At 69.4% G+C, this 18581-nt stretch carries 18 protein-coding genes; 14 read left to right on the forward strand and 4 right to left on the reverse strand.

Features of this window, described 5'->3' with window-relative positions; translation table 11 throughout:
* Window positions 1-30 precede the first annotated feature (30 nt).
* From EV140_RS00860 to EV140_RS00885, 6 genes are read left to right on the forward strand one after another with little or no spacing between them, the layout of a single operon-like run.
* A complete protein-coding gene (locus EV140_RS00860) occupies window positions 31-1674 on the forward strand; it encodes an amidohydrolase (RefSeq protein WP_130280150.1) in 1644 nt (547 codons plus the stop codon).
* Window positions 1675-1688: 14 nt separating this feature from the next.
* Complete coding sequence (locus tag EV140_RS00865; RefSeq protein ID WP_130280152.1) at window positions 1689-3107, forward strand: APC family permease; 1419 nt, start codon at window positions 1689-1691, stop codon at window positions 3105-3107.
* Window positions 3108-3160: 53 nt separating this feature from the next.
* Window positions 3161-5029 (forward strand): translation elongation factor 4, encoded by a 1869-nt coding sequence (gene lepA / locus EV140_RS00870; RefSeq protein ID WP_130280154.1) that lies wholly within the window; start codon window positions 3161-3163, stop codon window positions 5027-5029.
* 5 nt (window positions 5030-5034) lie between these two features.
* Window positions 5035-5706, forward strand: coding sequence for a DUF1990 family protein (locus EV140_RS00875; RefSeq protein WP_130280156.1), 672 nt, complete (start codon window positions 5035-5037; stop codon window positions 5704-5706).
* On the forward strand, window positions 5703-6170 hold the full coding sequence (locus EV140_RS00880; protein ID WP_130280158.1) for a hypothetical protein: 468 nt from the start codon (window positions 5703-5705) through the stop codon (window positions 6168-6170). The genes EV140_RS00875 and EV140_RS00880 overlap by 4 nt, the downstream gene beginning before the upstream one ends.
* The gene (locus tag EV140_RS00885) at window positions 6167-7132 is read left to right on the forward strand and encodes a bifunctional riboflavin kinase/FAD synthetase (RefSeq protein WP_241971230.1); all 966 of its coding nucleotides are present in this window, start codon (window positions 6167-6169) and stop codon (window positions 7130-7132) included. The genes EV140_RS00880 and EV140_RS00885 overlap by 4 nt, the downstream gene beginning before the upstream one ends.
* On the opposite strand, the gene EV140_RS00890 is transcribed toward EV140_RS00885, so the two are convergent.
* A complete protein-coding gene (locus EV140_RS00890; protein ID WP_130280160.1) occupies window positions 7120-7806 on the reverse strand; it encodes a hypothetical protein in 687 nt (228 codons plus the stop codon). The two genes, EV140_RS00885 and EV140_RS00890, sit on opposite strands and share 13 nt — an antisense overlap.
* Window positions 7807-7856: 50 nt before the next feature.
* Here EV140_RS00890 and EV140_RS00895 point away from each other — a divergent pair, with 50 nt between their 5' ends.
* Window positions 7857-9089 (forward strand): MFS transporter, encoded by a 1233-nt coding sequence (locus EV140_RS00895; RefSeq protein ID WP_157985573.1) that lies wholly within the window; start codon window positions 7857-7859, stop codon window positions 9087-9089.
* Here the strand turns inward: EV140_RS00895 and EV140_RS00900 are convergent.
* Entirely contained in the window at window positions 9086-10024 is a 939-nt protein-coding gene (locus EV140_RS00900) for an ROK family protein (RefSeq protein ID WP_130280164.1), read from the reverse strand. The two genes, EV140_RS00895 and EV140_RS00900, sit on opposite strands and share 4 nt — an antisense overlap.
* A gap of 156 nt (window positions 10025-10180) precedes the next feature.
* Here EV140_RS00900 and EV140_RS00905 point away from each other — a divergent pair, with 156 nt between their 5' ends.
* The 5 genes from EV140_RS00905 to EV140_RS00925 all read left to right on the forward strand — a co-directional run bounded on the left by EV140_RS00905 (window position 10181) and on the right by EV140_RS00925 (window position 15339).
* Window positions 10181-11209 carry a sugar-binding transcriptional regulator gene (locus EV140_RS00905; protein WP_130280166.1) on the forward strand — a complete coding sequence of 343 codons (1029 nt, stop codon included), beginning with the start codon at window positions 10181-10183 and terminating at the stop codon, window positions 11207-11209.
* The gene (gene deoC, locus EV140_RS00910) at window positions 11206-12219 is read left to right on the forward strand and encodes a deoxyribose-phosphate aldolase (RefSeq protein WP_130280168.1); all 1014 of its coding nucleotides are present in this window, start codon (window positions 11206-11208) and stop codon (window positions 12217-12219) included. Before EV140_RS00905 ends, deoC begins: the two co-directional genes overlap by 4 nt.
* 3 nt (window positions 12220-12222) lie before the next feature.
* Complete coding sequence (locus tag EV140_RS00915) at window positions 12223-13758, forward strand: aldehyde dehydrogenase family protein (RefSeq protein ID WP_130280170.1); 1536 nt, start codon at window positions 12223-12225, stop codon at window positions 13756-13758.
* Window positions 13755-14618, forward strand: coding sequence for an aldehyde dehydrogenase family protein (locus EV140_RS00920; protein ID WP_130280172.1), 864 nt, complete (start codon window positions 13755-13757; stop codon window positions 14616-14618). The genes EV140_RS00915 and EV140_RS00920 overlap by 4 nt, the downstream gene beginning before the upstream one ends.
* A 250-nt stretch (window positions 14619-14868) precedes the next feature.
* Window positions 14869-15339 (forward strand): hypothetical protein, encoded by a 471-nt coding sequence (locus tag EV140_RS00925; RefSeq protein ID WP_130280174.1) that lies wholly within the window; start codon window positions 14869-14871, stop codon window positions 15337-15339.
* 115 nt (window positions 15340-15454) lie between these two features.
* On the opposite strand, the gene EV140_RS00930 is transcribed toward EV140_RS00925, so the two are convergent.
* On the reverse strand, window positions 15455-16468 hold the full coding sequence (locus EV140_RS00930) for a ketopantoate reductase family protein (RefSeq protein WP_130280176.1): 1014 nt from the start codon (window positions 16466-16468) through the stop codon (window positions 15455-15457).
* A gap of 6 nt (window positions 16469-16474) precedes the next feature.
* On the opposite strand from EV140_RS00930, the gene truB reads away from it, so the two are divergent.
* Window positions 16475-17422, forward strand: a complete 948-nt coding sequence (truB, locus tag EV140_RS00935) for a tRNA pseudouridine(55) synthase TruB (RefSeq protein ID WP_130280178.1) — start codon at window positions 16475-16477, stop codon at window positions 17420-17422.
* 53 nt (window positions 17423-17475) lie between these two features.
* Entirely contained in the window at window positions 17476-17862 is a 387-nt protein-coding gene (locus EV140_RS00940) for a hypothetical protein (RefSeq protein WP_096421831.1), read from the forward strand.
* Between the two features lie 5 nt (window positions 17863-17867).
* Here EV140_RS00940 and EV140_RS00945 read toward each other — a convergent pair whose 3' ends face one another.
* A complete protein-coding gene (locus EV140_RS00945) occupies window positions 17868-18536 on the reverse strand; it encodes an HAD family hydrolase (protein WP_130280180.1) in 669 nt (222 codons plus the stop codon).
* Window positions 18537-18581: the final 45 nt, after the last annotated feature.

Raw genomic sequence — 18581 nt, forward strand, 5'->3', positions numbered from 1 at the left:
CTCAATGACGCGGAAGGCGAGGAGTAGCTGGTGTCCGAAGTCCTGTATTACGGCGGCACGATCTGGCTCGGAGAATCGCGAGGCACGACCGATGCGGCGCTCAGTCGAAACGGGGTGATCGTCGCTCTGGGCGCGGACGCCCTCACCGAGGCACAGTCAACAATCGAGCACGTCGACCTTGCCGGAGGGTTCCTGATGCCGTCGTTCGGAGACGGCCACGCGCATCCCATTTTTGGCGGCCTGGAGGCCGAGGGCCCGGCGATCCGCGGCTGCACGAGCGTTGACGAGATTGTTGAGGCGGTGCGTCGCTATGCCGCCAACCATCCCGAGCTCGACGTGATTCGGGGTGCGTCGTACGACCCCACCCTGACCTCCGACGGCGTGTTTGATGCCCACTGGCTCGATGTTGCCGTGCCTGACCGGCCCGTGGTGCTGCGGGCGAGTGATTACCACACGGTGTGGTGCAACTCGCGGGCTCTCGAGCTAGCGGGCATCACGGCCGAGACGCCCGAGCCCGAATTGGGCGAGATTCCGCGCCGCGCCGATGGTAGCCCGGTGGGCACGCTGCGCGAGTGGGGCGCCGTCGAGCTGCTCACGAACGCGGTTGAGCACCCGCCGATCGAGACCCGAGTGCGGGCGCTCGAGCGCGCCGGTCAGTACTTTCTTGAGCGCGGCGTGACGTGGGTGCAAGACGCGTGGGTCGAGCGAGCTGACGTTGACGTGTACGTGGCAGCGGCGCGGGCCGGACGCGTTCCGCTGCGCATGAATCTGGCTCACTACGCCGACCCGCGCCGCTTTCCGGCGCAGCTGGCCGAGATGCGGGATGCCCGTGCCGAAATCGAGGCGTCCGGCTCGTCACTGCTCACCGCCAACACCGTCAAGTTTTTCGCCGACGGGGTGATTGAGAACGAAACCGGTGCCCTGCTGGAGCCGTACTGCTCGGCACTTCACTCGCACGGCATGGAGGTATGGGGGGCAGAGCGGCTCGCCGACGCCGTCGCCGCGGTGGACGCGGAAGGGTTCCAGATTCACATTCACGCGATCGGTGACGCCGCGGTGCGCCAAGCCCTAAACGCGATCGAGCACGTACAGCAGGTCAACGGCGAGCGCGACCGCCGGCCGGTCATCGCACACGCGCAGCTGGTTGACCAGACCGATCTGAACCGCTTTGCCGAGCTCGGCGTTATCCCGACGCTGCAGCCGCTGTGGGCGCAACTCGACGCGCTCATGACCGCGCTGACGATGCCGCGCCTTGGCCCCGAACGCTCGGCGCGACAGTACCCGACGCGCACACTACGTGACAGCGGCGCGCGGGTCGCGTTCGGCTCCGACTGGCCGGTGTCGTCGGGAGATCCCCGTGACGGCATCGCCGTAGCCACCTCCCGTCAGACGCCCGCGGGCGACCCCGCCGGTGGGTGGATTCCGGAGGAGACCCTGCCGATTGAGTCCGCTCTGTCGGCCTACACGCTCGGAGTCGCCTATCAGGCGTTCGCTGACCACACTGACGCCCCGTGGGGCGTCATCGAGGTGGGCGCGAGCGCCGACCTCGTCTGGCTGGCGCGTGACCCGCGCGCCGTCACGCCCCTCGACCTGCCAGCGGTCGAGATCCGGCAGACCTACCTTGCTGGCGAGCCTCGCATCACCCCGAGCCGCAACGGCGCGGCCGAGAGTTGAAAGGACTCACCGCCATGACTACCCCTACCCCTCACGCATCCGGCACGGATGGAGCACCCGGAGCACACGTCCGACTGCGACGCGTCTTGAAGGTTCCGTCGCTCGTTCTGTTCGGTCTCGTCTACATGGTGCCGCTCACCATCTTCACGACGTACGGCATCGTGACCGAGTTGACCGGCGGTCGCGTGCCGATGGCGTACGCCATCACGCTCGTCGCGATGCTGTTCACGGCTCGTTCATACGCGCGCATGGCGATAGCGTTCCCGTTTGCCGGCTCGGCCTACGTGTATTCGCAGCGTAGCTTCGGGCCCGGCGTCGGCTTCCTCGCCGGTTGGTCGCTCATGCTTGACTACCTGTTCTTGCCGATGATCAACTACCTCGTCATCGGTATCTACCTGAACGCGGCCTTCCCCGACGTGCCGAACTGGGTCTTTATTCTCGCCACGATCGCCCTGGTCACGGTGCTGAATGTGATCGGAATCGTGTCGGTGGTGCGCGCGAACTTCGTGATTATCGGCGTGCAGGCGCTGTTCATCGTCGTCTTTGTCGCCCTCGGCATCGGCAAACTTAACGGCGGCACGGTCGACCTCGCGGCGCCGTTTACGGGCGACGGTTCAGTTGACGGTGTCACGGTGCTGTTCGCTGGCGCTGCGATCCTGTGCCTCTCCTTCCTCGGCTTCGACTCGATCTCGACGCTCGCGGAGGAGGCGAAGGACGCCGGCCGCTCGGTTCCTCGCGCCATCATCATCACGACCCTCAGTGCGGGAGTCATCTTCATCGGCCTGTCGTGGCTGTCACAGGTGGTATACCCCGAGAACGACTTCGCCGACGTCGACTCGGCCGCCCTCGATGTCATGACGGCCGCCGGCGGCGAGTTCCTCGCGGCGTTCTTCACGGCGGCCTACATCGCCGGCGCGACCGGCTCGGCGCTGACCTCGCAGGCGTCGGTGTCGCGCATCCTCTATTCGATGGGTCGCGACGGCGTGCTGCCGCGGCGCTTCTTTGGTCGCCTTTCGGCGCGCTTCCGCACCCCGGCACGGGCAACGTTCGTCGTCTCGGCCGTGTCGCTGCTGGCGATGGTCATCGACCTGGGGCTGCTCGCCGAGATGATCAGCTTCGGCGCGCTCATCGCGTTCTCGGTCGTCAACCTGTCGGTCATCAAGCATTACTACGTCGACCGGAAGGAGCGGTCCGCAAACCAGCTGCTCAGCAACCTGATCCTGCCGTTCATCGGGTTCTCGTTGACAGTGTGGCTCTGGACGAACCTGTCAGGAAGCACGTTCATCGTCGGCGGCCTCTGGATGCTCGGCGGCGTGATTCTGCTGGCGATCGTCACGCGCGGCTTCCGTCAGCGCGCCCCGATGCTCGACCTGTCCGAGGTCGAGGCGACGACGGAGACCGACGCAGTGTCGACGGTGCGCGCGGCCGTCTAAGGGCGCTCGGCCGGGGGCGGGCGGTTCGTGAGGGCGTGAGAGGATTCAGTGACATGTCTCCTCGCGCCCACACCCCGCTCGCGCCCGCCGCGACCGACCCGACGCAGATCCGCAATTTCTGCATCATTGCCCACATCGATCACGGCAAATCGACCCTCGCCGACCGTATGCTCGGTATCACCGGGGTGGTGGCTGACCGCGACATGCGTGCGCAGTACCTCGACCGCATGGACATCGAGCGCGAGCGCGGCATCACCATCAAGAGCCAGGCCGTGCGCATGCCGTGGGCGGTTCCGGGGCCCGACGGCAAGCCGGTCACCTACGCGCTGAACATGATCGACACCCCCGGCCACGTCGACTTCACGTACGAGGTGAGCCGCAGCCTCGCCGCGTGCGAGGGCGCGATCCTGCTCGTGGACGCCGCGCAGGGCATCGAGGCGCAGACGCTCGCGAACCTGTACTTGGCTCTCGAGAACGATCTGACGATCATCCCGGTGCTGAACAAGATTGACCTTCCCGCGGCCGACCCCGACAAGTACGCTCGCGAGCTCGCCCAGCTGATCGGTGGCGACCCCGACGATGTGTTGCGGGTCAGCGGCAAGACGGGCGTCGGCGTCGAAGACCTGCTCGACCGCGTCGTCGAGCTCATCCCGGCCCCGGTGGGCAACGCTGACGCGCCGCCGCGTGCGATGATTTTCGACTCGGTGTACGACTCGTACCGCGGCGTCGTCACGTATGTGCGCATGGTGGACGGCCGCCTCGACCCGCGTGAGCGCATCCAGATGATGTCGACGAAGGCGACGCACGAGATCCTCGAGATTGGCGTGTCGAGCCCCGAGCCGACCCCGAGCAAGGGCCTCGCCGTGGGCGAGGTCGGCTACCTGATCACCGGCGTGAAAGACGTGCGCCAGTCGAAGGTCGGTGACACGGTCACGACGGCGTCGAAGGGCGCCACCGAGCCGCTTCCCGGCTACACCGACCCGCTGCCGATGGTGTTCTCGGGCGTGTATCCGATCGACGGCAGCGACTACCCCGATCTGCGCGACGCGCTCGACAAGCTGAAACTGTCGGATGCTGCGCTCCAGTACGAACCGGAAACGTCCGTCGCGCTCGGCTTCGGTTTCCGCTGCGGGTTCCTCGGGCTCTTGCACCTCGAGATCGTGACCGAGCGCCTACGCCGCGAGTTCGACCTCGACATCATCACGACCGCTCCGAGTGTGATTTACAACGTGACGACCGAGGATCGGTCGACGGTCGAGGTGACGAACCCCAGCGAGTACCCGACGGGCCGCATCGAGAAGGTCATGGAGCCGATCGTGTCGGCGTCGATCCTCGCGCCGAAGGACTACGTCGGCTCGATCATGGACCTGTGCCAGACGCGCCGCGGCACGATGCGGTCGATGGATTACCTCGGCGAGGATCGCGTCGAGCTGAAGTACACGCTGCCCCTCGGCGAGATCGTCTTCGACTTCTTCGATCAGCTGAAGAGCAAGACGCAGGGCTACGCGAGCCTCGACTATGAGCCGGCCGGCGAGCAGGAGGCCGACCTGGTGAAGGTCGACATCCTCCTGCAGGGCGAGCAGGTCGACGCCTTCAGCGCGATCGTGCACAAAGACAAGGCGTACGCCTACGGCACGATGATGGCCCAGCGCCTGCGCGAGCTGATCCCGCGTCAGCAGTTCGAGGTGCCCATCCAGGCCGCGATCGGCGCGCGCATCATCGCCCGCGAGAACATCCGGGCGATGCGCAAGGACGTGCTCGCGAAGTGTTACGGCGGTGACATCACCCGTAAGCGCAAGCTGCTCGAGAAGCAGAAGGAGGGCAAGAAGCGCATGAAGATGGTGGGCCGCGTCGAGGTTCCGCAGGAGGCGTTCATTGCCGCGCTGTCGGGCGACGTCGAGTCAAAGAAGGACAAAAAGTAAGCGCCATGCCGGCGACTGCCGACCGTCCACCGGTGACGTACGCCGCCGTCGGCGCGACGCAGGCGCCCGACCTGATGACGTTCCCGCCACGCGGGTTCCGTCCGGCCGCCTACACCGCGCGCATCGGCCACGGTGAGAACCGGTGGGCGTACGCGGTCGAAGGGATTCTCGATGGCGGCGTGTACCGCGGTGCTGGCATGACGGTGCGGTACCGGCCGGCACCTGACCAGATCGCCGCCGACGGGTACACCCCGGTCGGATTTGACGACGACGGCGAGCCGGTCGAGCCGGCCGAGCTGTCGCCGGCCGAGCAGGTGTTCACGGCCGATGGTCGCCCCCTGTTGCGTCCGGCCGACGAGATCACGGTCGGGCTCGGCGTCGGCGACGCGCTCTGGTTTCCTCTGCCGACCCGAGTGGTGCTGCTCGAGCAGGCAGAGTCCCGCATGACGCTCGTGATGGGCACCCTGCCCGGACACGTTCTGCGCGGCGAGGAATCGTTCACCCTGGAGCGAGCATCCGATGGCTCCGTCTGGCTGACCGTGCGCAGCTTCGCGCGCCCAGCCCACTGGTGGCTGTGGCCGGCATGGCCCGGGATGCTCGTGGCGCGCCGCCTGATCGCCGCCCGGTTCTTAAAGACCCTCGCTGGGCCGATTCCCACCCGCGAGGGGTCACAATGACGAGCGTGTCTGATTCGGCTGTCGCTCCGTCTCGTGTGAACGGTTTTACGCGCGTCCTTGTCGCCGTGTACGGCATTCTCGCGTTGGCCGCGACGGGTCGGTCGTTCTACCAGATCGCGACGAAGTTCGAGGAGGCGCCGCTCGCGTACTCCCTGTCCGCGGTCGCGGCGGTCGTGTACATCCTGGCGACGGTGGCTCTCGTGGCACCGGGGCGCGGGTGGTTTCGCGTCGCATGGCTCGCGATCGGCTTTGAGATGGTCGGCGTCGTCGCGGTTGGCATCGTGAGCATCGCGATTCCGGAGCTGTTCCCGGCGGACACGGTGTGGTCGCAGTTCGGTCGCGGCTACGGTTTCGTGCCGCTCGTGCTGCCGATTCTGGGGCTGTGGGCGCTGTCGCGTACTGCCCGCGCGAGTCGCCGCAGCGACGCGCGCGACGCGGCCGAGTCTGCCGAGGTGTCGTCGTGACCGACCAGCGTGTGGTGACCGGCATCGAGGCTCTGCCTCGAGATGGCTGCCGTTCCGCGGTCACGATTGGCAAGTTCGATGGCGTGCACCTCGGCCACCAGCGGGTGTTGGAGCGCTTGTGCGACGAGGCGGCCGAGCGCGGCATCGACCGCACGGTCGTGATCACGTTCGACCGCAACCCGCTCGAGGTGCTGCGCCCCGAGGCGGCACCGCTGCCGCTCATCAGCATTGCCCAGAAGACCGAGGCTCTCCTTCAGGCGGGCGTCGACCTCGTCGTGGTGATCCCATTCACTCCCGAGTTCGCGGCGCTCGCCCCCGACCGCTTCGTCGATGACGTGCTCGTGTCGGGCCTCAGTGCCGCCTGCGTGTTGGTCGGCTCCGACGTGCGCTATGGCGCGAACGGCGCCGGCACGCTCGAGACGCTGCGCGCCGCCGGCGAGGCCCACGGGTTCGATGTGGCCCTGGTCGACGATGTGTGCGTGTCCGACGGCGAGCGCATCTCGTCCACGGGCATCCGCCGCCTCTTGGAGGTCGGCCACGTCGCCGAAGCCGCCGCCGCGCTGGGACGCCTCCCGCGCATCCGTTCGCTCGTCGTGCCCGGGCACCAGCGGGGGCGCACGCTCGGCTACCCGACGGCGAACCTCGCGCACGGCGCGGAAGGGTTCATTCCCGCCGACGGGGTCTACGCCTGTTGGATGCACGTGAACGGCGAGCGCTTCGGCGCGGCCGTCTCGGTCGGCAACAATCCGACGTTCGGTGACGTGCCCGAAAAGACCGTCGAGGCGCACGCCATCGACGTGACCGTTGACCTGTACGGCCAGACGGTCGAGCTGGAGTTCGTGCGGTTCATCCGCGGCATGCGGAAGTTCCCGAACGCCGAGGCGCTTGCCCACCAGATGGGCGTCGACGAGCTCGAGATCCGCGAGGTGCTGGGGCTTCCGGCGGAGCCTCAGGCCTCGTAGTCGTCCTCGTCCTCGTCGTCGCGTGGGCGCCGGGGTCGCGGCTGCGGCTCGGGAAGTTCGTCGGGGATACCTTCGCGTCCGGCGAGAAACAGCACGATGCCAGCGCTCGTCGCGTACAGCGGACGACCGGCCCCCACCTGCCAGCCGCCGTCGACGGCGCGCATGGCGCGGGCGGTGATGACGGCGCGCCGCTCGGTCGGAACCCGCAACGCTAGGTCGAGCGCGACGGCGCCGAGGTCATGCGGGTCGACCGTCAGCGGCACGGTGTGACGGGCCGCGATGTCGAGGGCGACGACGACGATCTCGCTGAGGGCTTGCACCGAGGTGGGGCGCTCACTCGCGGTACGCGCCGCCGCCTCGACGCGAAGGACCTCGGGGAGAGCGGTCGTGTCGAGAGCGGCGAGCTCGTCGCTGGGTGCGTCGACCACGCCGACGACCGCGAGGAGGCGCTGCCAGCGCGACCAGCGCATCCGGGTGAGGGCGATGCGCAGCGCGCGGTCGACGGTCACGTCGGCGCGCGCGGTGTCGGCCATGAGCAGGTCGGGGCGCGCGGTGAGCACGTCGGCGAGGGCCGTCAGCACGGCCGCCGTTGCCGCCGACCGGTCGCCCGTGACGGCCGACTCGTCGCGGCGCGGGCGGTTGCTCAACGGCAGGTGCCGGGCCCAATCGCTCACCGTTCCACTGTAGGCGTTCGTGATGGGCGGGCGGCCGTAGGCTGAGCGTCGTGCCCGGCGCATCCTCCTCGACCGCAGGCCGCCCGGTCGCTCCGGGCGTGTTCTTCGCTGTCGTTGCGATTCTGCTGCTCGCGGTGAACCTGCGCACCGGCGTTGGCGGGCTGTCGCCGTTGGCATCGACGATCGGTGAGGAGATCCCGCTGTCAGCCGCGAGTCTCGGCGCACTCGGCATCGCGGCGCCGCTCGGGTTCGCGCTCGCCGGCGTGCTCGCCCCGTCGGCCGCGCACCGGTTCGGGCTCGAGCACACGCTCGTCGCGGCACTGGTCGCGATGATTGCCGGACACCTCGTGCGTGCGGTCGCTGCGGACGTTGCCATGCTTCTGGCGGGAAGCCTGATCGTTCTGCTGGGAGCCGGCTTCGGAAACATCCTGCTGCCGAGCGCCGTGAAGCGTTACGCGCCGCAGCGCATCGCCGCGCTCACTGCCGCCTACGGCACCGCGATGTCGATCGGGGCCGCCCTGCCGCCGCTCGTCGCCGTGCCGATCGCGGTGGGCGCCGACTGGCGCGCATCCCTGGCTGTATGGAGCGTCGTCGCGGTCGCCGCGCTCGTTCCGTGGATCGTGCTTGCCGTGCGCGCTCGTCGCGTCGCGACGCACGACGGCGACACCCCACGAGCGCCGGATGCTCGGGGCGCGGTCGCGCTTGCCCGCTCGCGCACCGTCTGGGGCATCACCATCGGGTTCGGTCTCTCGAGCGTGTCGGCGTACGCGCTGTTCGCCCTGTTGCCGGAGGTGCTGCGGGAAAGCGCCGGCGTGGGGCCAGCGGTCGCCGGTGCGCTCGTCGCGCTGTTCGGCATCCTCGGGCTGCCGCTCGCGTTGACCGTGCCGGGGCTCACGGCGCGGCTGCGCACGCCCACTCCGCTGCTTACCGCCGCGACCGTGCTGTTCGGCGTCGGCTGGGGCGGGCTGTGGCTGGCGCCCGCGCTCGCGCCCGTCGTGTGGGTCGCGGCGATCGGGCTCGGGCAGATCGCGTTCCCGCTGGGGCTGACGCTCATCGGCCTGCGCACCCGCACTGACCGAAGCGCCGCCGCCGTCAGCGGGTTCGTGCAGACGGTCGGCTATCTGGCGGCCGCTGCGGTGCCTCCTGTATTGGGTCTGCTGCGGGACACGTCGGGCTCCTGGTCCGCCTCGATGGCGCTCATGACCGTCCTCACGGTAGCGACGGCGACGGCAATCCCGCTCCTGCGGCGTGCGCGCTACGTCGACGACGAGATCGCGCGCTAACCGACCTGCTCGCGGTGGTGGATGAGCGCCGCCGCTCCGATCAGCGGCCCCTCACCACTCAGCCCGCTCGCGACGACGCGGGTGCTCGTCACGAAGCCGAAGTCGCTGTGCCCCGCGACGGTGCGGGCGACGATGTCGATGTAGTCGTCGGCGACGTGCGAGAAGCCGCCGCCGATGGCGACGACGTCGAGGTCGAGCAGTGCCGACGTCGACGCGATGGCCTGGCCGACGGCGGTCGCCGATCGCTCGATCGCCGCGCGTGCGATGGGGTCGCCGCCACGCGCGCTCTCGGCGAGCTGCTCGCCGGAGTCCCCGGCCCAGCCGTTCCGGCGCGCCCAGGCGACGGTGCGCGGGCCCGAGGCGACGGCCTCGAGGCACCCGCGTGCACCACAGGCGCACTGGTCATCGTGACCGGCGACCTGCACGTGGCCGATGTGTCCGGCATTGCCCGAGGGCCCGCCGTGGGTGCGCCCGTCGAGCAGCAGGCCGCCGCCGACGCCGGTCGACACGACCATGCCCATGACGTTGTGCTCGCCCTGGGCCGCACCCACCCACGTCTCGGCGAGGGTGATGGCGATGCCGTCGATGCGGGTCACGACCGGCACGTCGGGCACGAGCGAGGCGACCAGATCGCCGAGCGGATACCCGCGCCAGGCGGGCAGGTTCAGAGGAGACACCCGGCCGTCGGAACCGACGAGCGGGCCCGCGGAGCCGATCCCGATGCCGACCACGCGGTCGTGGCGAGTCGCGTCGACGAGCGCGCCCACAGCATCCTGAACAGCCTCGGTGACGCTGCGCGCGAGATCGTCGCTCGTCGCGGCCTGGCCGGACGGCCGGCGGTGCCGCGATCCGGGCAGAACCGAGCCGGTCGGGTCAACGATGGCGGCTTCGACTTTGGTGCCGCCGAGGTCGACGGCGAGGGCGTAGTCGGTCACCCGCTCAGACTACCGATTCGCGCGAACCTGCTCATGTGAGCAGACACGCAACAAATGTTGGTGGATGCGCGAAGGGAGCAATAGCGTGGACGAACGGGGCGCTCGCCCCGCCGCCACCCCGCGCCGTACACCGCGCCCCATCGCCTCGGAGGGACCGTGCCGCTCGACACCAGCGACAGCGAACTGCTCGCCGTGCGGGCGGCCGAGCTCTACTACGAAGAGAACAAGACCCAGGACGAAATCGGCGCGATCTTGCGCATCACCCGCTGGAAGGTCGGGCGCTTGCTCGCCCAGGCGCGTGAGCGCGGCATCATCCGCATCGAGATCGTGCACCCGCGGGCGCGTCGGCTGGGGCTCGAGCGCGACCTGGCCGCGCAGTTCGGGCTCAAGGACGCGGTGGTCGTTCCGGCGCCGCTCGACGACGTCGAACTGCAGTCCCGGGTCGCCGAGGCGGCGGCCGACTACCTCGTCAGCATGCGGCCAATTCCGCGGCTGCTCGGCCTCAGCTGGGGCCGCACCCTGCACCAAGTGGCCGAGGCGCTGCCCGTCGGCTGGTCGACCGGGGTCAACGTGGTGCAGCTGAACGGAGGAGTGAGCCTCTCGAAGCGGCCGGGAACCGCGGCGGCCACCGCGACGATGATCGCCCAGAAGGCCGGCGGTCAGGCGACCCTCTTGCCGACTCCGGCCATCCTCGAGCGCCTCGAGACCAAGCTCGCCATCGAGGGCGATCGCACGGTCGGCGGCGTCGCCCAGCTCGCCCGCACCGCGAACGCCTACCTGTATTCCGCCGGCCCGGCCGACACCAGCTCGGTGCACGTCGACAGTGGCTACCTGACCGCCGACGACATTAACCGCCTCGTCGACCTCGGCGCCGTCGGCGACGTGCTCGGCCGGTACATCACCGCCGAGGGCGAGATCGCCGACCCCGAGCTCGACGCCCGCACGCTTGGCCTCGGCCTCGATGAGCTACGCGCCGCGACGACGAGCATCCTGGCCGTCGGGGGCGAGACGAAGCACCCGGTTGCCCGCGCGATCGTCACGCACGGCCTCTGCTCGGTGCTCGTCACCGACGAGCACACGGCCCGATTCCTGCTCGGCCGCGACCGCGATGCCGACCGCGACGCCGACCTCGACCACTCGACCGACTCGACGCCTTCCACCGCACCGCGAGAGGACACCCCATGACCATCGACCACCCGGTCGCCCTGGCACCCGCTGAGCGCGCCGTTCGGCTGCTCGGCGGCGACCTGACCGAGAAGGCGCTCGCGCTGCACCTCGACGGTCTCGCCGGCGTCGACGCTGTCGGCCTCGAGCAGCGCGCCGCGGGGCTCGCGACTCGCTCGATCAAGACCAGCTCGAAGGCGTGGGCGCTCGACACGATCATCCGCACGTGCGACCTGACGACCCTCGAGGGCGCCGACACGCCCGGCAAGGTGCGCTCCCTCGTCGCGAAGGCCGTCACCCCTGACGCCACCGACCCGACAACGCCGCGCGTCGCGGCGGTCTGCGTCTACGGCGACATGGTACCGTACGTCGTCGAGGCGCTCGGCTCGCTGCACGGCGACCCGGATGCTGGCCTCGTCTCGGTCGCGGCCGTCGCCACCGCCTTCCCCTCCGGTCGCGCGAGCCTCGACATCAAGCTCGCCGACACCCGCGAGGCGGTCGCCGCCGGGGCCGACGAGATCGACATGGTCATCGACCGTGGAGCCTTCCTCTCGGGCCGCTACGGTCTCGTCTTCGACCAGATCGTCGCCGTCAAGGAAGCCTGCCGTCGCCCCGACGGCACGTACGCGCACCTCAAGGTGATCCTCGAAACCGGCGAACTCGTGACGTATGACAACGTCAAGCGCGCCTCGTGGCTCGCGATTCTCGCCGGTGCCGACTTCATCAAGACGTCTACCGGAAAGGTGAGCCCCGCGGCGACCCTACCCGTCACGCTGCTCATGCTGGAGGTCATTCGCGACTGGCACCGGCTCACCGGCGAGAAGGTCGGAATGAAGCCGGCCGGCGGCATCCGTGCCTCGAAAGATGCCGTTCGCTACCTCGTCACCGTCGCCGAGACGGTCGGCGAAGAGTGGCTGACGCCGCACCTGTGGCGATTCGGGGCGTCGAGCCTGGTCAACGACGTGCTGCTGCAGCGCCAGAAACTGCGAACCGGTCACTACAGTGGCCCCGACTACGTGACGGTGGACTAACCCATGAGCTTCCTCGAGTATGCCCCTGCTCCCGAATCCACGAGCATCCTGAACCTCAAGAGCGAGTACGGGCTCTTCATCGACGGCGAGTTCGTCGACGGTTCGGGTGAGGTCTTCGACACGATCTCGCCCGCGACCGAAGAGGTCATCGCCCGCATCGCGCAGGCCGACGCGTCCGACGTCGACCGCGCCGTCGCGGCCGCCCGCCGCGCCTACGACCGCACGTGGTCGCGCATGTCGGGTAGCGACCGCGGCAAGTACCTTTTCCGCATCGCGCGCCTCGTGCAAGAGCGCTCGCGCGAGCTGGCCGTCGCCGAGAGCCTCGACAACGGCAAGCCGATCCGTGAGACGCGCGACGTCGACGTGCCGCTCGTCGCCGCCTGGTTCTTCTACTACGCCGGCTGGGCCGACAAGCTCGAGTACGCCGGCCTCGGGCCGAACCCGCGATCGCTCGGCGTCGCCGCGCAGGTGATTCCGTGGAACTTCCCGCTGCTCATGCTCGCGTGGAAGATCGCGCCGGCCCTCGCCGCCGGCAACACAGTCGTCATCAAGCCGGCCGAGACCACGTCGCTCACCGCGATGCTGTTCGCCGAGATCCTGCAGCAGGCCGACCTCCCCGCCGGTGTCGTCAACATCGTCACCGGCCCGGGCTCGACCGGTCAGGCGCTCGTCACGCACGACGACGTCAACAAGGTCGCCTTTACGGGCTCGACCGGCGTGGGTCGCATGATCGCCCGCCAGGTCGCCGGCTCGTCGAAGAAGCTGACGCTGGAGCTCGGGGGGAAGGCCGCGAACATCGTCTTCGACGACGCAGCGATCGACCAGGCCGTGGAAGGCATCGTCAACGGCATCTTCTTCAACCAGGGTCACGTCTGCTGCGCCGGCAGCCGCCTGCTCGTGCAAGAAAACGTGCACGACGAGGTCGTCGACAAACTGAAGTACCGCCTGTCAACCCTGCGCCTCGGCGACCCCCTCGACAAGAACACCGACATCGGCGCCATCAACTCGGCCGCGCAGTTGGAGCGCATTCGCACGCTCAGCGACACCGGCGAAAACGAGGGAGCCGAGCGCTGGCAGCTCGACTGCACGATCCCCGAGAAGGGCTTCTGGTTCCGGCCGACGATCTTCACGCGCGTCTCAGCCGCCCACACGATCGCCCGCGAAGAGATCTTCGGGCCCGTGCTGTCGGTACTGACCTTCCGCACGCCCGACGAGGCGATCGCGAAGGCCAACAACACCCCGTACGGGCTGTCGGCCGGCATCTGGACCGAGAAGGCGTCGCGCATGCTCGCCGTCGCCGACCGCCTGCGCGCCGGCGTCGTCTGGGCAAACACGTTCAACAAGTTCGACCCCGCGTCGCCGTTCGGCGGCTACAAGGAGTCGGGCTACGGCCGCGAGGGCGGCCGCCACGGGCTGGCCGCCTACCTCGAGTCGGCCGGCCGGGAGGCGCCCGCCGCGATCATGGCGAGCGCAGCATCCGCGACCACGGCCGCCTCCGGCGGACGCAAGAAGACGACGAAGAAGGCGGTGGCGAAGTGAGCCGGTTGGCCGTGCCGAAGACGTACAAGCTCTACATCGGCGGGAACTTTCCGCGCAGCGAGTCGGGGCGCACCTACGAGGTGACGACGCCGGCCGGAGACTTCGTCGCGAACGCGGCGCTTGCCTCGCGGAAGGATGCCCGGGATGCCGTCGTTGCCGCGCGCGCGGCCGTCAAGGGGTGGGCCGGAGCCACCGCGTACAACCGCGGGCAGGTGATCTACCGCATCGCCGAGGTGCTCGAGGGCCGTCGCGCACAGTTCGTCGACGAGATCAGCCGCACCGAAGGCGTGACCCAGGCCGCCGCCGGCGCCCAGGTCGACGCCGCCATCGACGTGTGGGTCTGGTACGCCGGCTGGGCCGACAAGTACGCGCAGGTCGCGGGCAACGGCAACCCCGTGGCTGGCCCGTACTTCAACTTGTCCGTGCCCGAACCGACCGGTGTTGTCGCCGCGATCGCGCCGCAGCAGCGCGTCGGCATGTCGCTGCTGGGTCTCGCCGCCGTCGTCGCGCCGATCATCGTGTCGGGCAACGCCGTCGTCGTCGTGCCGAACCAGCAGGCGCCGCTGTCGGCCATCACCCTCGCGGAGGTGCTCGCCACCTCGGATGTGCCGGGTGGCGTCATCAACGTGCTGACCGGCTCGCCCGTCGAAATGGCACCGTGGCTGGCCGCGCACGCCGACGTGAACGCGCTCGACCTCGCCGGAGCCGCCGACATCGAGTGGGTCGACCTGCAGCTGTCGGCGGCCGAGACGCTCAAGCGCGTGCTCGCCCCGGTGTCGGGCGTTCCCGCCCCGGCGCTCGAGCGCATCACCGCGTTCACCGAGACGAAGACGGTCTGGCACACCAAGTCGATGCTCTAGCACCCCGCGTCGTCAACAACTCAGGACGAGCGCACGCCGCGGCGCCCGCCCCCGCCCCGCCCGGTGTGAACAACTCAGGACTAATGCGCCATCACGTGGTCTGCCGGGGTGCAATCACGGCCGCTGGCCGCGTTAGTCCTGAGTTGTTGACACATGGGTCGTAAGGGGGAGTGGGTTCCTCCGCGCGGGGGATGGCGAGTGACGCTCGCGTCGGTAGCGTTACAGGCTGACCCTGAGGAGAGATAGTCACGTGATTGCCGATATTCAAGAGTTCACCGCCTCCGTCGACCCGCTGTGGCAGTGGCTCGCCGTCATGGGGGCGGGAGCGATTCCGTTCGTCGAGTCGTATGGGGCTGGCCCAATCGGGATCGTCGTCGGGGTGACGCCAATCGTCGCGATCCTGGCCGCTATCGTCGGAAACATCGCATCCATGACGATCGTGGTGCTCGCAACGAGTGGCGCCCGCGACAAGCTCACCAACGCCGAGAAGCCGCAGAGCCCCCGTCGCCAGCGCTTCACCCGGGCGTTCGACAAGTGGGGTGTGCCCGGCGTGAGCTTGCTCGGTCAGTGGATTCTGCCGAGCCAGATCACGTCGTCGATCATGGTGGGGATCGGCGCGTCGAAGCAGAAGGTCATCGTCTGGCAGATCGTTTCGATCATCCTGTGGGGTGCCGCGTTCGGCGCGCTCGCCTGGGCCGCCGTCACTGCGATCCGCGGCTGAGCGTGTCAACAACTCAGGACTAACGCTCCGGCACGACCCGACACCCGCCTGTACGGGCGCGTTCGCGCGCGCTAGTCCTGAGTTGTTGACGAGCGGGGCGGGAGGGGCCCGAGCGTTAATCCTGAGTTGTTGACGGGAGAGCGGGCGCGATGAGGGCGAGGGTGTCCGCGGGGCTGAGGTGCTCGCCCGTGCGCTCTACCCCGTGCACGAGCTCGACAAGGGCCGAGTTCACAGGGGTCGCGACGCCATGCGCACGGCCGAGGGTAACGATCGCACCGTTGATCTGATCGACCTCGGTCACACGACCGCGGCGAATACTCTGCAGCATGGATGCCGGGTTCGGCACGTCCCCCATCCCTGTGGCCAGGCGCCTCGCCAGCTCGTCGGCGGCGACACGGCCTCGCTCTCGAATGCGCGCGACGGCGTCCGCATTCACGCCCCCGATCGGGCCCCACGAGACGCCCTCGGCGTCTCCGACGGCGACGGTTTCGACCATCCCGGTCGCAAGAATGCGGCGCAGCCCCTCGTCGGCGATGGTCTGTTGCACGCTCAGTCCGGTGATCGCCGGCAGGGCGTTGACCTGGTTCACCAGCAGCTTGGTGAACTGGGCGCCGAGGATGTCGTCGGTGACGGTGAGCTCCGCCGGAAGCGCGTGGCGCAAGACCGGCTCTGTGACCGCCACGGCGTCGGCGTCACCCCCGAGCGTCAGCCCGTTCGGCCCGGTCACGGTGATGCGACCGGGGCCGGTCAGGCTCACGGCGAACAGCGCCAGGCCGACGGCGACGGGAGAGTTCGGAAGCGCATCCCGAACCGCCTGCTCGCCACCCAGACCGTTTTGCAACACCAGCACCGCAGTGCCGTCGTGGCCGGCCCACTCACCGAGCGCCGCCGCCGAGTCATGCGCTTTCGTGGCGAGCACGAGAAGGTCGGCCGCCTCGGCGTCGTCGCCGCCCACGACCGAGACGCGGGCGCGCCACTCACCCCAGCCCCCGTCCACGTGAAGACCGTCGGCCGCAATCGCCGCCGCGTGCTCACCGCGCGCGACCACGGCGACGACGTGCCCCGCACGGTGGAGGAGCGCGGCGAGCACCCCGCCGACGGCTCCGGCTCCGATCACGATGACGCGCATCCGCCCATGCTAGGTCGAGCCGGTAGCGTTGACTCTGTGATCTCCGGCCTGCTGCTCGTCGACAAGCCGGCCGGCCTCACCAGCCACGACGTGGTCGCTCGCGCCCGTCGCGCGCTGGGCACCCGCAAGGTGGGCCACGCTGGCACCCTCGATCCCGCGGCCACCGGCCTGCTGACGCTGGGCGCGGGCCCTGCGACGCGCCTGCTCACCTATCTCGTGGGTCTCGACAAGCAGTACACGACGACGATCCGCCTCGGGTTCGCTACGTCGACCGATGACGCCGAGGGTGACGCGATCGGCGAGCGAGCGTCGGCCGCCGCGCTCGCCGCCGCCACCGACGACCGCATCGCCGCCGCGGTCGCCTCCCTCACCGGCGAGCTCGACCAGGTGCCGAGCGCGGTCAGCGCGATCAAGGTCGACGGTCGCCGCGCGTACGATCGAGTGCGCGCGGGCGAGGAGGTCACGCTGGCCTCGCGTCGCGTCACCGTCTCGCGCTTCGACGTGCTCGACATTCGTCGAACCGGTGATGCCGTCGACGTTGACGCGGTCGTCGATTGCTCGACGGGCACCTACATCCGCGCGCTCGCCCGCGACCTCGGCACCGCCCTCGGCGTCGGTGGGCACCTCACGGCGCTGCGCCGCACGCGTGTTGGCCCGTTCACGGTCGACGACGATGCCACGATCACCCTGGATGCTCTCATCGCCGCGGGCGAGGACGCATCCGCCCCAGCCCTCCTTGCTGCGCCCGCCGAGATCGTCGCCCGCCTGTTCCCCGTCCTCCACACCACGGACGACCAGACGCGGGATCTGTCGCACGGCAAGAAGCTCGACGGCCTGGACATCGCTGACGCTTCCCCGGTCGCCGCCGTCGACACGCAGGGCCGTCTCGTGGCGTTGCTCAGCGTTGAGGCGGGACGGGGCCGTATTCTGACGGGGTTCCCGCAGGAGCCGTAAACCCCCGCACTGCACAGCCCGCATCGCAGACCCCCGTCGCCCAGGAGTACACCGTGATCGAGTGGTTCAGCTTCGTGCAGATCGGCGTCGCCACGCTGGTTGGTCTGATCGCGCTGGTCTTCGGCGCGATGGGGCGTCGCCCCGACGACGTGACGGTGCTCGGGAGCGCCCTCGTCGCGCTGCTGCTCATTGCGCAGATCGTCGTCGGCATCGTGCAGCCGCTCGTCGGCAACGACCCGACCGGCGACATCGTCGAGTGGTGGCTCTACCTCATCGTGGCGCTGCTGCTCGTGGTCGCCGGCGTTGTGTGGGCGCTCATCGATCGCACCCGCTGGGCGACCATCATCTTGGGCGTGGTTGCGGTCACCGTGGCGGTGATGGTCTACCGCATGAACCAGATCTGGTTCGTGCAGACGGTGGGCGGCGCGCTCGGCGCGTAGCGCAGCTACAGCGCCTCGATCGCCGCCACCACCTCGTCGACGTGGCCCTCGATGGTCGGCACGACGAGCACCGCTGACGTCTCTCGCAGTTCCTCGACGCTGAACACCCCGGTCGCCACCGCGATGAACGGGATGCCCGCCGCCACCGCCGCCTCGTCGTCCCGCGGGGTGTCGCCGATGATCACGAGGATCTCGTCCGGCAGAGCGGCGCGCGCCGCGCGGGTGATGTCGCTGCGCTCGGGCGCGGTCGCGCCGAAGAACGAGCGGCTCCAGCCGAATCGGTCGGCGCCGAGCCCCGAGCCGTCGAGCTTTACGCGCGAGCGGGTGGCCGAGTTGCCGGTGAGCAGCGCGTTGACCCAGCCACGAGCATCCGCCTGATCGAGTGCCTCGCGGATGCCCGGCGCGATCTCTCGACGATCGCCCGCCTTCGCGCGCTCCACCGACAACTCGTCGAGCGCGACTTGAGTCCGCTCGTGCCACTCGGTCGCGTCGAACCCGAAGTGCTCGAGGATGTCGGTGAGGATATGGCCATCGGTCTTGCCGTGGGTGCGGGGGAGCGGCGGGCTGAGCTCACGGCCCACGGCCCGCTCGACGGCGGTGTGGTACAGCTCGCCGCCACCGGTGAACGAGTTGAGCAGCAGGGTTCCGTCGACGTCCCAGAGAATCGTGGTCACGTCTCCATCCTTTCAGGCGTCGGCCAGGCGCCAGACCGGCGAGAA

Origin of the sequence: Microcella alkaliphila, assembly GCF_004216855.1 — a bacterium.
Lineage (GTDB): Bacteria > Actinomycetota > Actinomycetes > Actinomycetales > Microbacteriaceae > Microcella > Microcella alkaliphila.

Bases quoted from the DNA above. Each gene is read 5' to 3' on its own strand.
- EV140_RS00865 (WP_130280152.1), top strand. From the start codon at position 1,689: ATGACTACCCCTACCCCTCACGCATCCGGCACGGATGGAGCACCCGGA.
- lepA (WP_130280154.1), top strand. From the start codon at position 3,161: ATGTCTCCTCGCGCCCACACCCCGCTCGCGCCCGCCGCGACCGACCCG.
- EV140_RS00875 (WP_130280156.1), top strand. From the start codon at position 5,035: ATGCCGGCGACTGCCGACCGTCCACCGGTGACGTACGCCGCCGTCGGC.
- EV140_RS00880 (WP_130280158.1), top strand. From the start codon at position 5,703: ATGACGAGCGTGTCTGATTCGGCTGTCGCTCCGTCTCGTGTGAACGGT.
- deoC (WP_130280168.1), top strand. From the start codon at position 11,206: ATGACCATCGACCACCCGGTCGCCCTGGCACCCGCTGAGCGCGCCGTT.
- EV140_RS00915 (WP_130280170.1), top strand. From the start codon at position 12,223: ATGAGCTTCCTCGAGTATGCCCCTGCTCCCGAATCCACGAGCATCCTG.
- EV140_RS00930 (WP_130280176.1), bottom strand. From the start codon at position 16,468: ATGCGCGTCATCGTGATCGGAGCCGGAGCCGTCGGCGGGGTGCTCGCC.
- truB (WP_130280178.1), top strand. From the start codon at position 16,475: ATGCTAGGTCGAGCCGGTAGCGTTGACTCTGTGATCTCCGGCCTGCTG.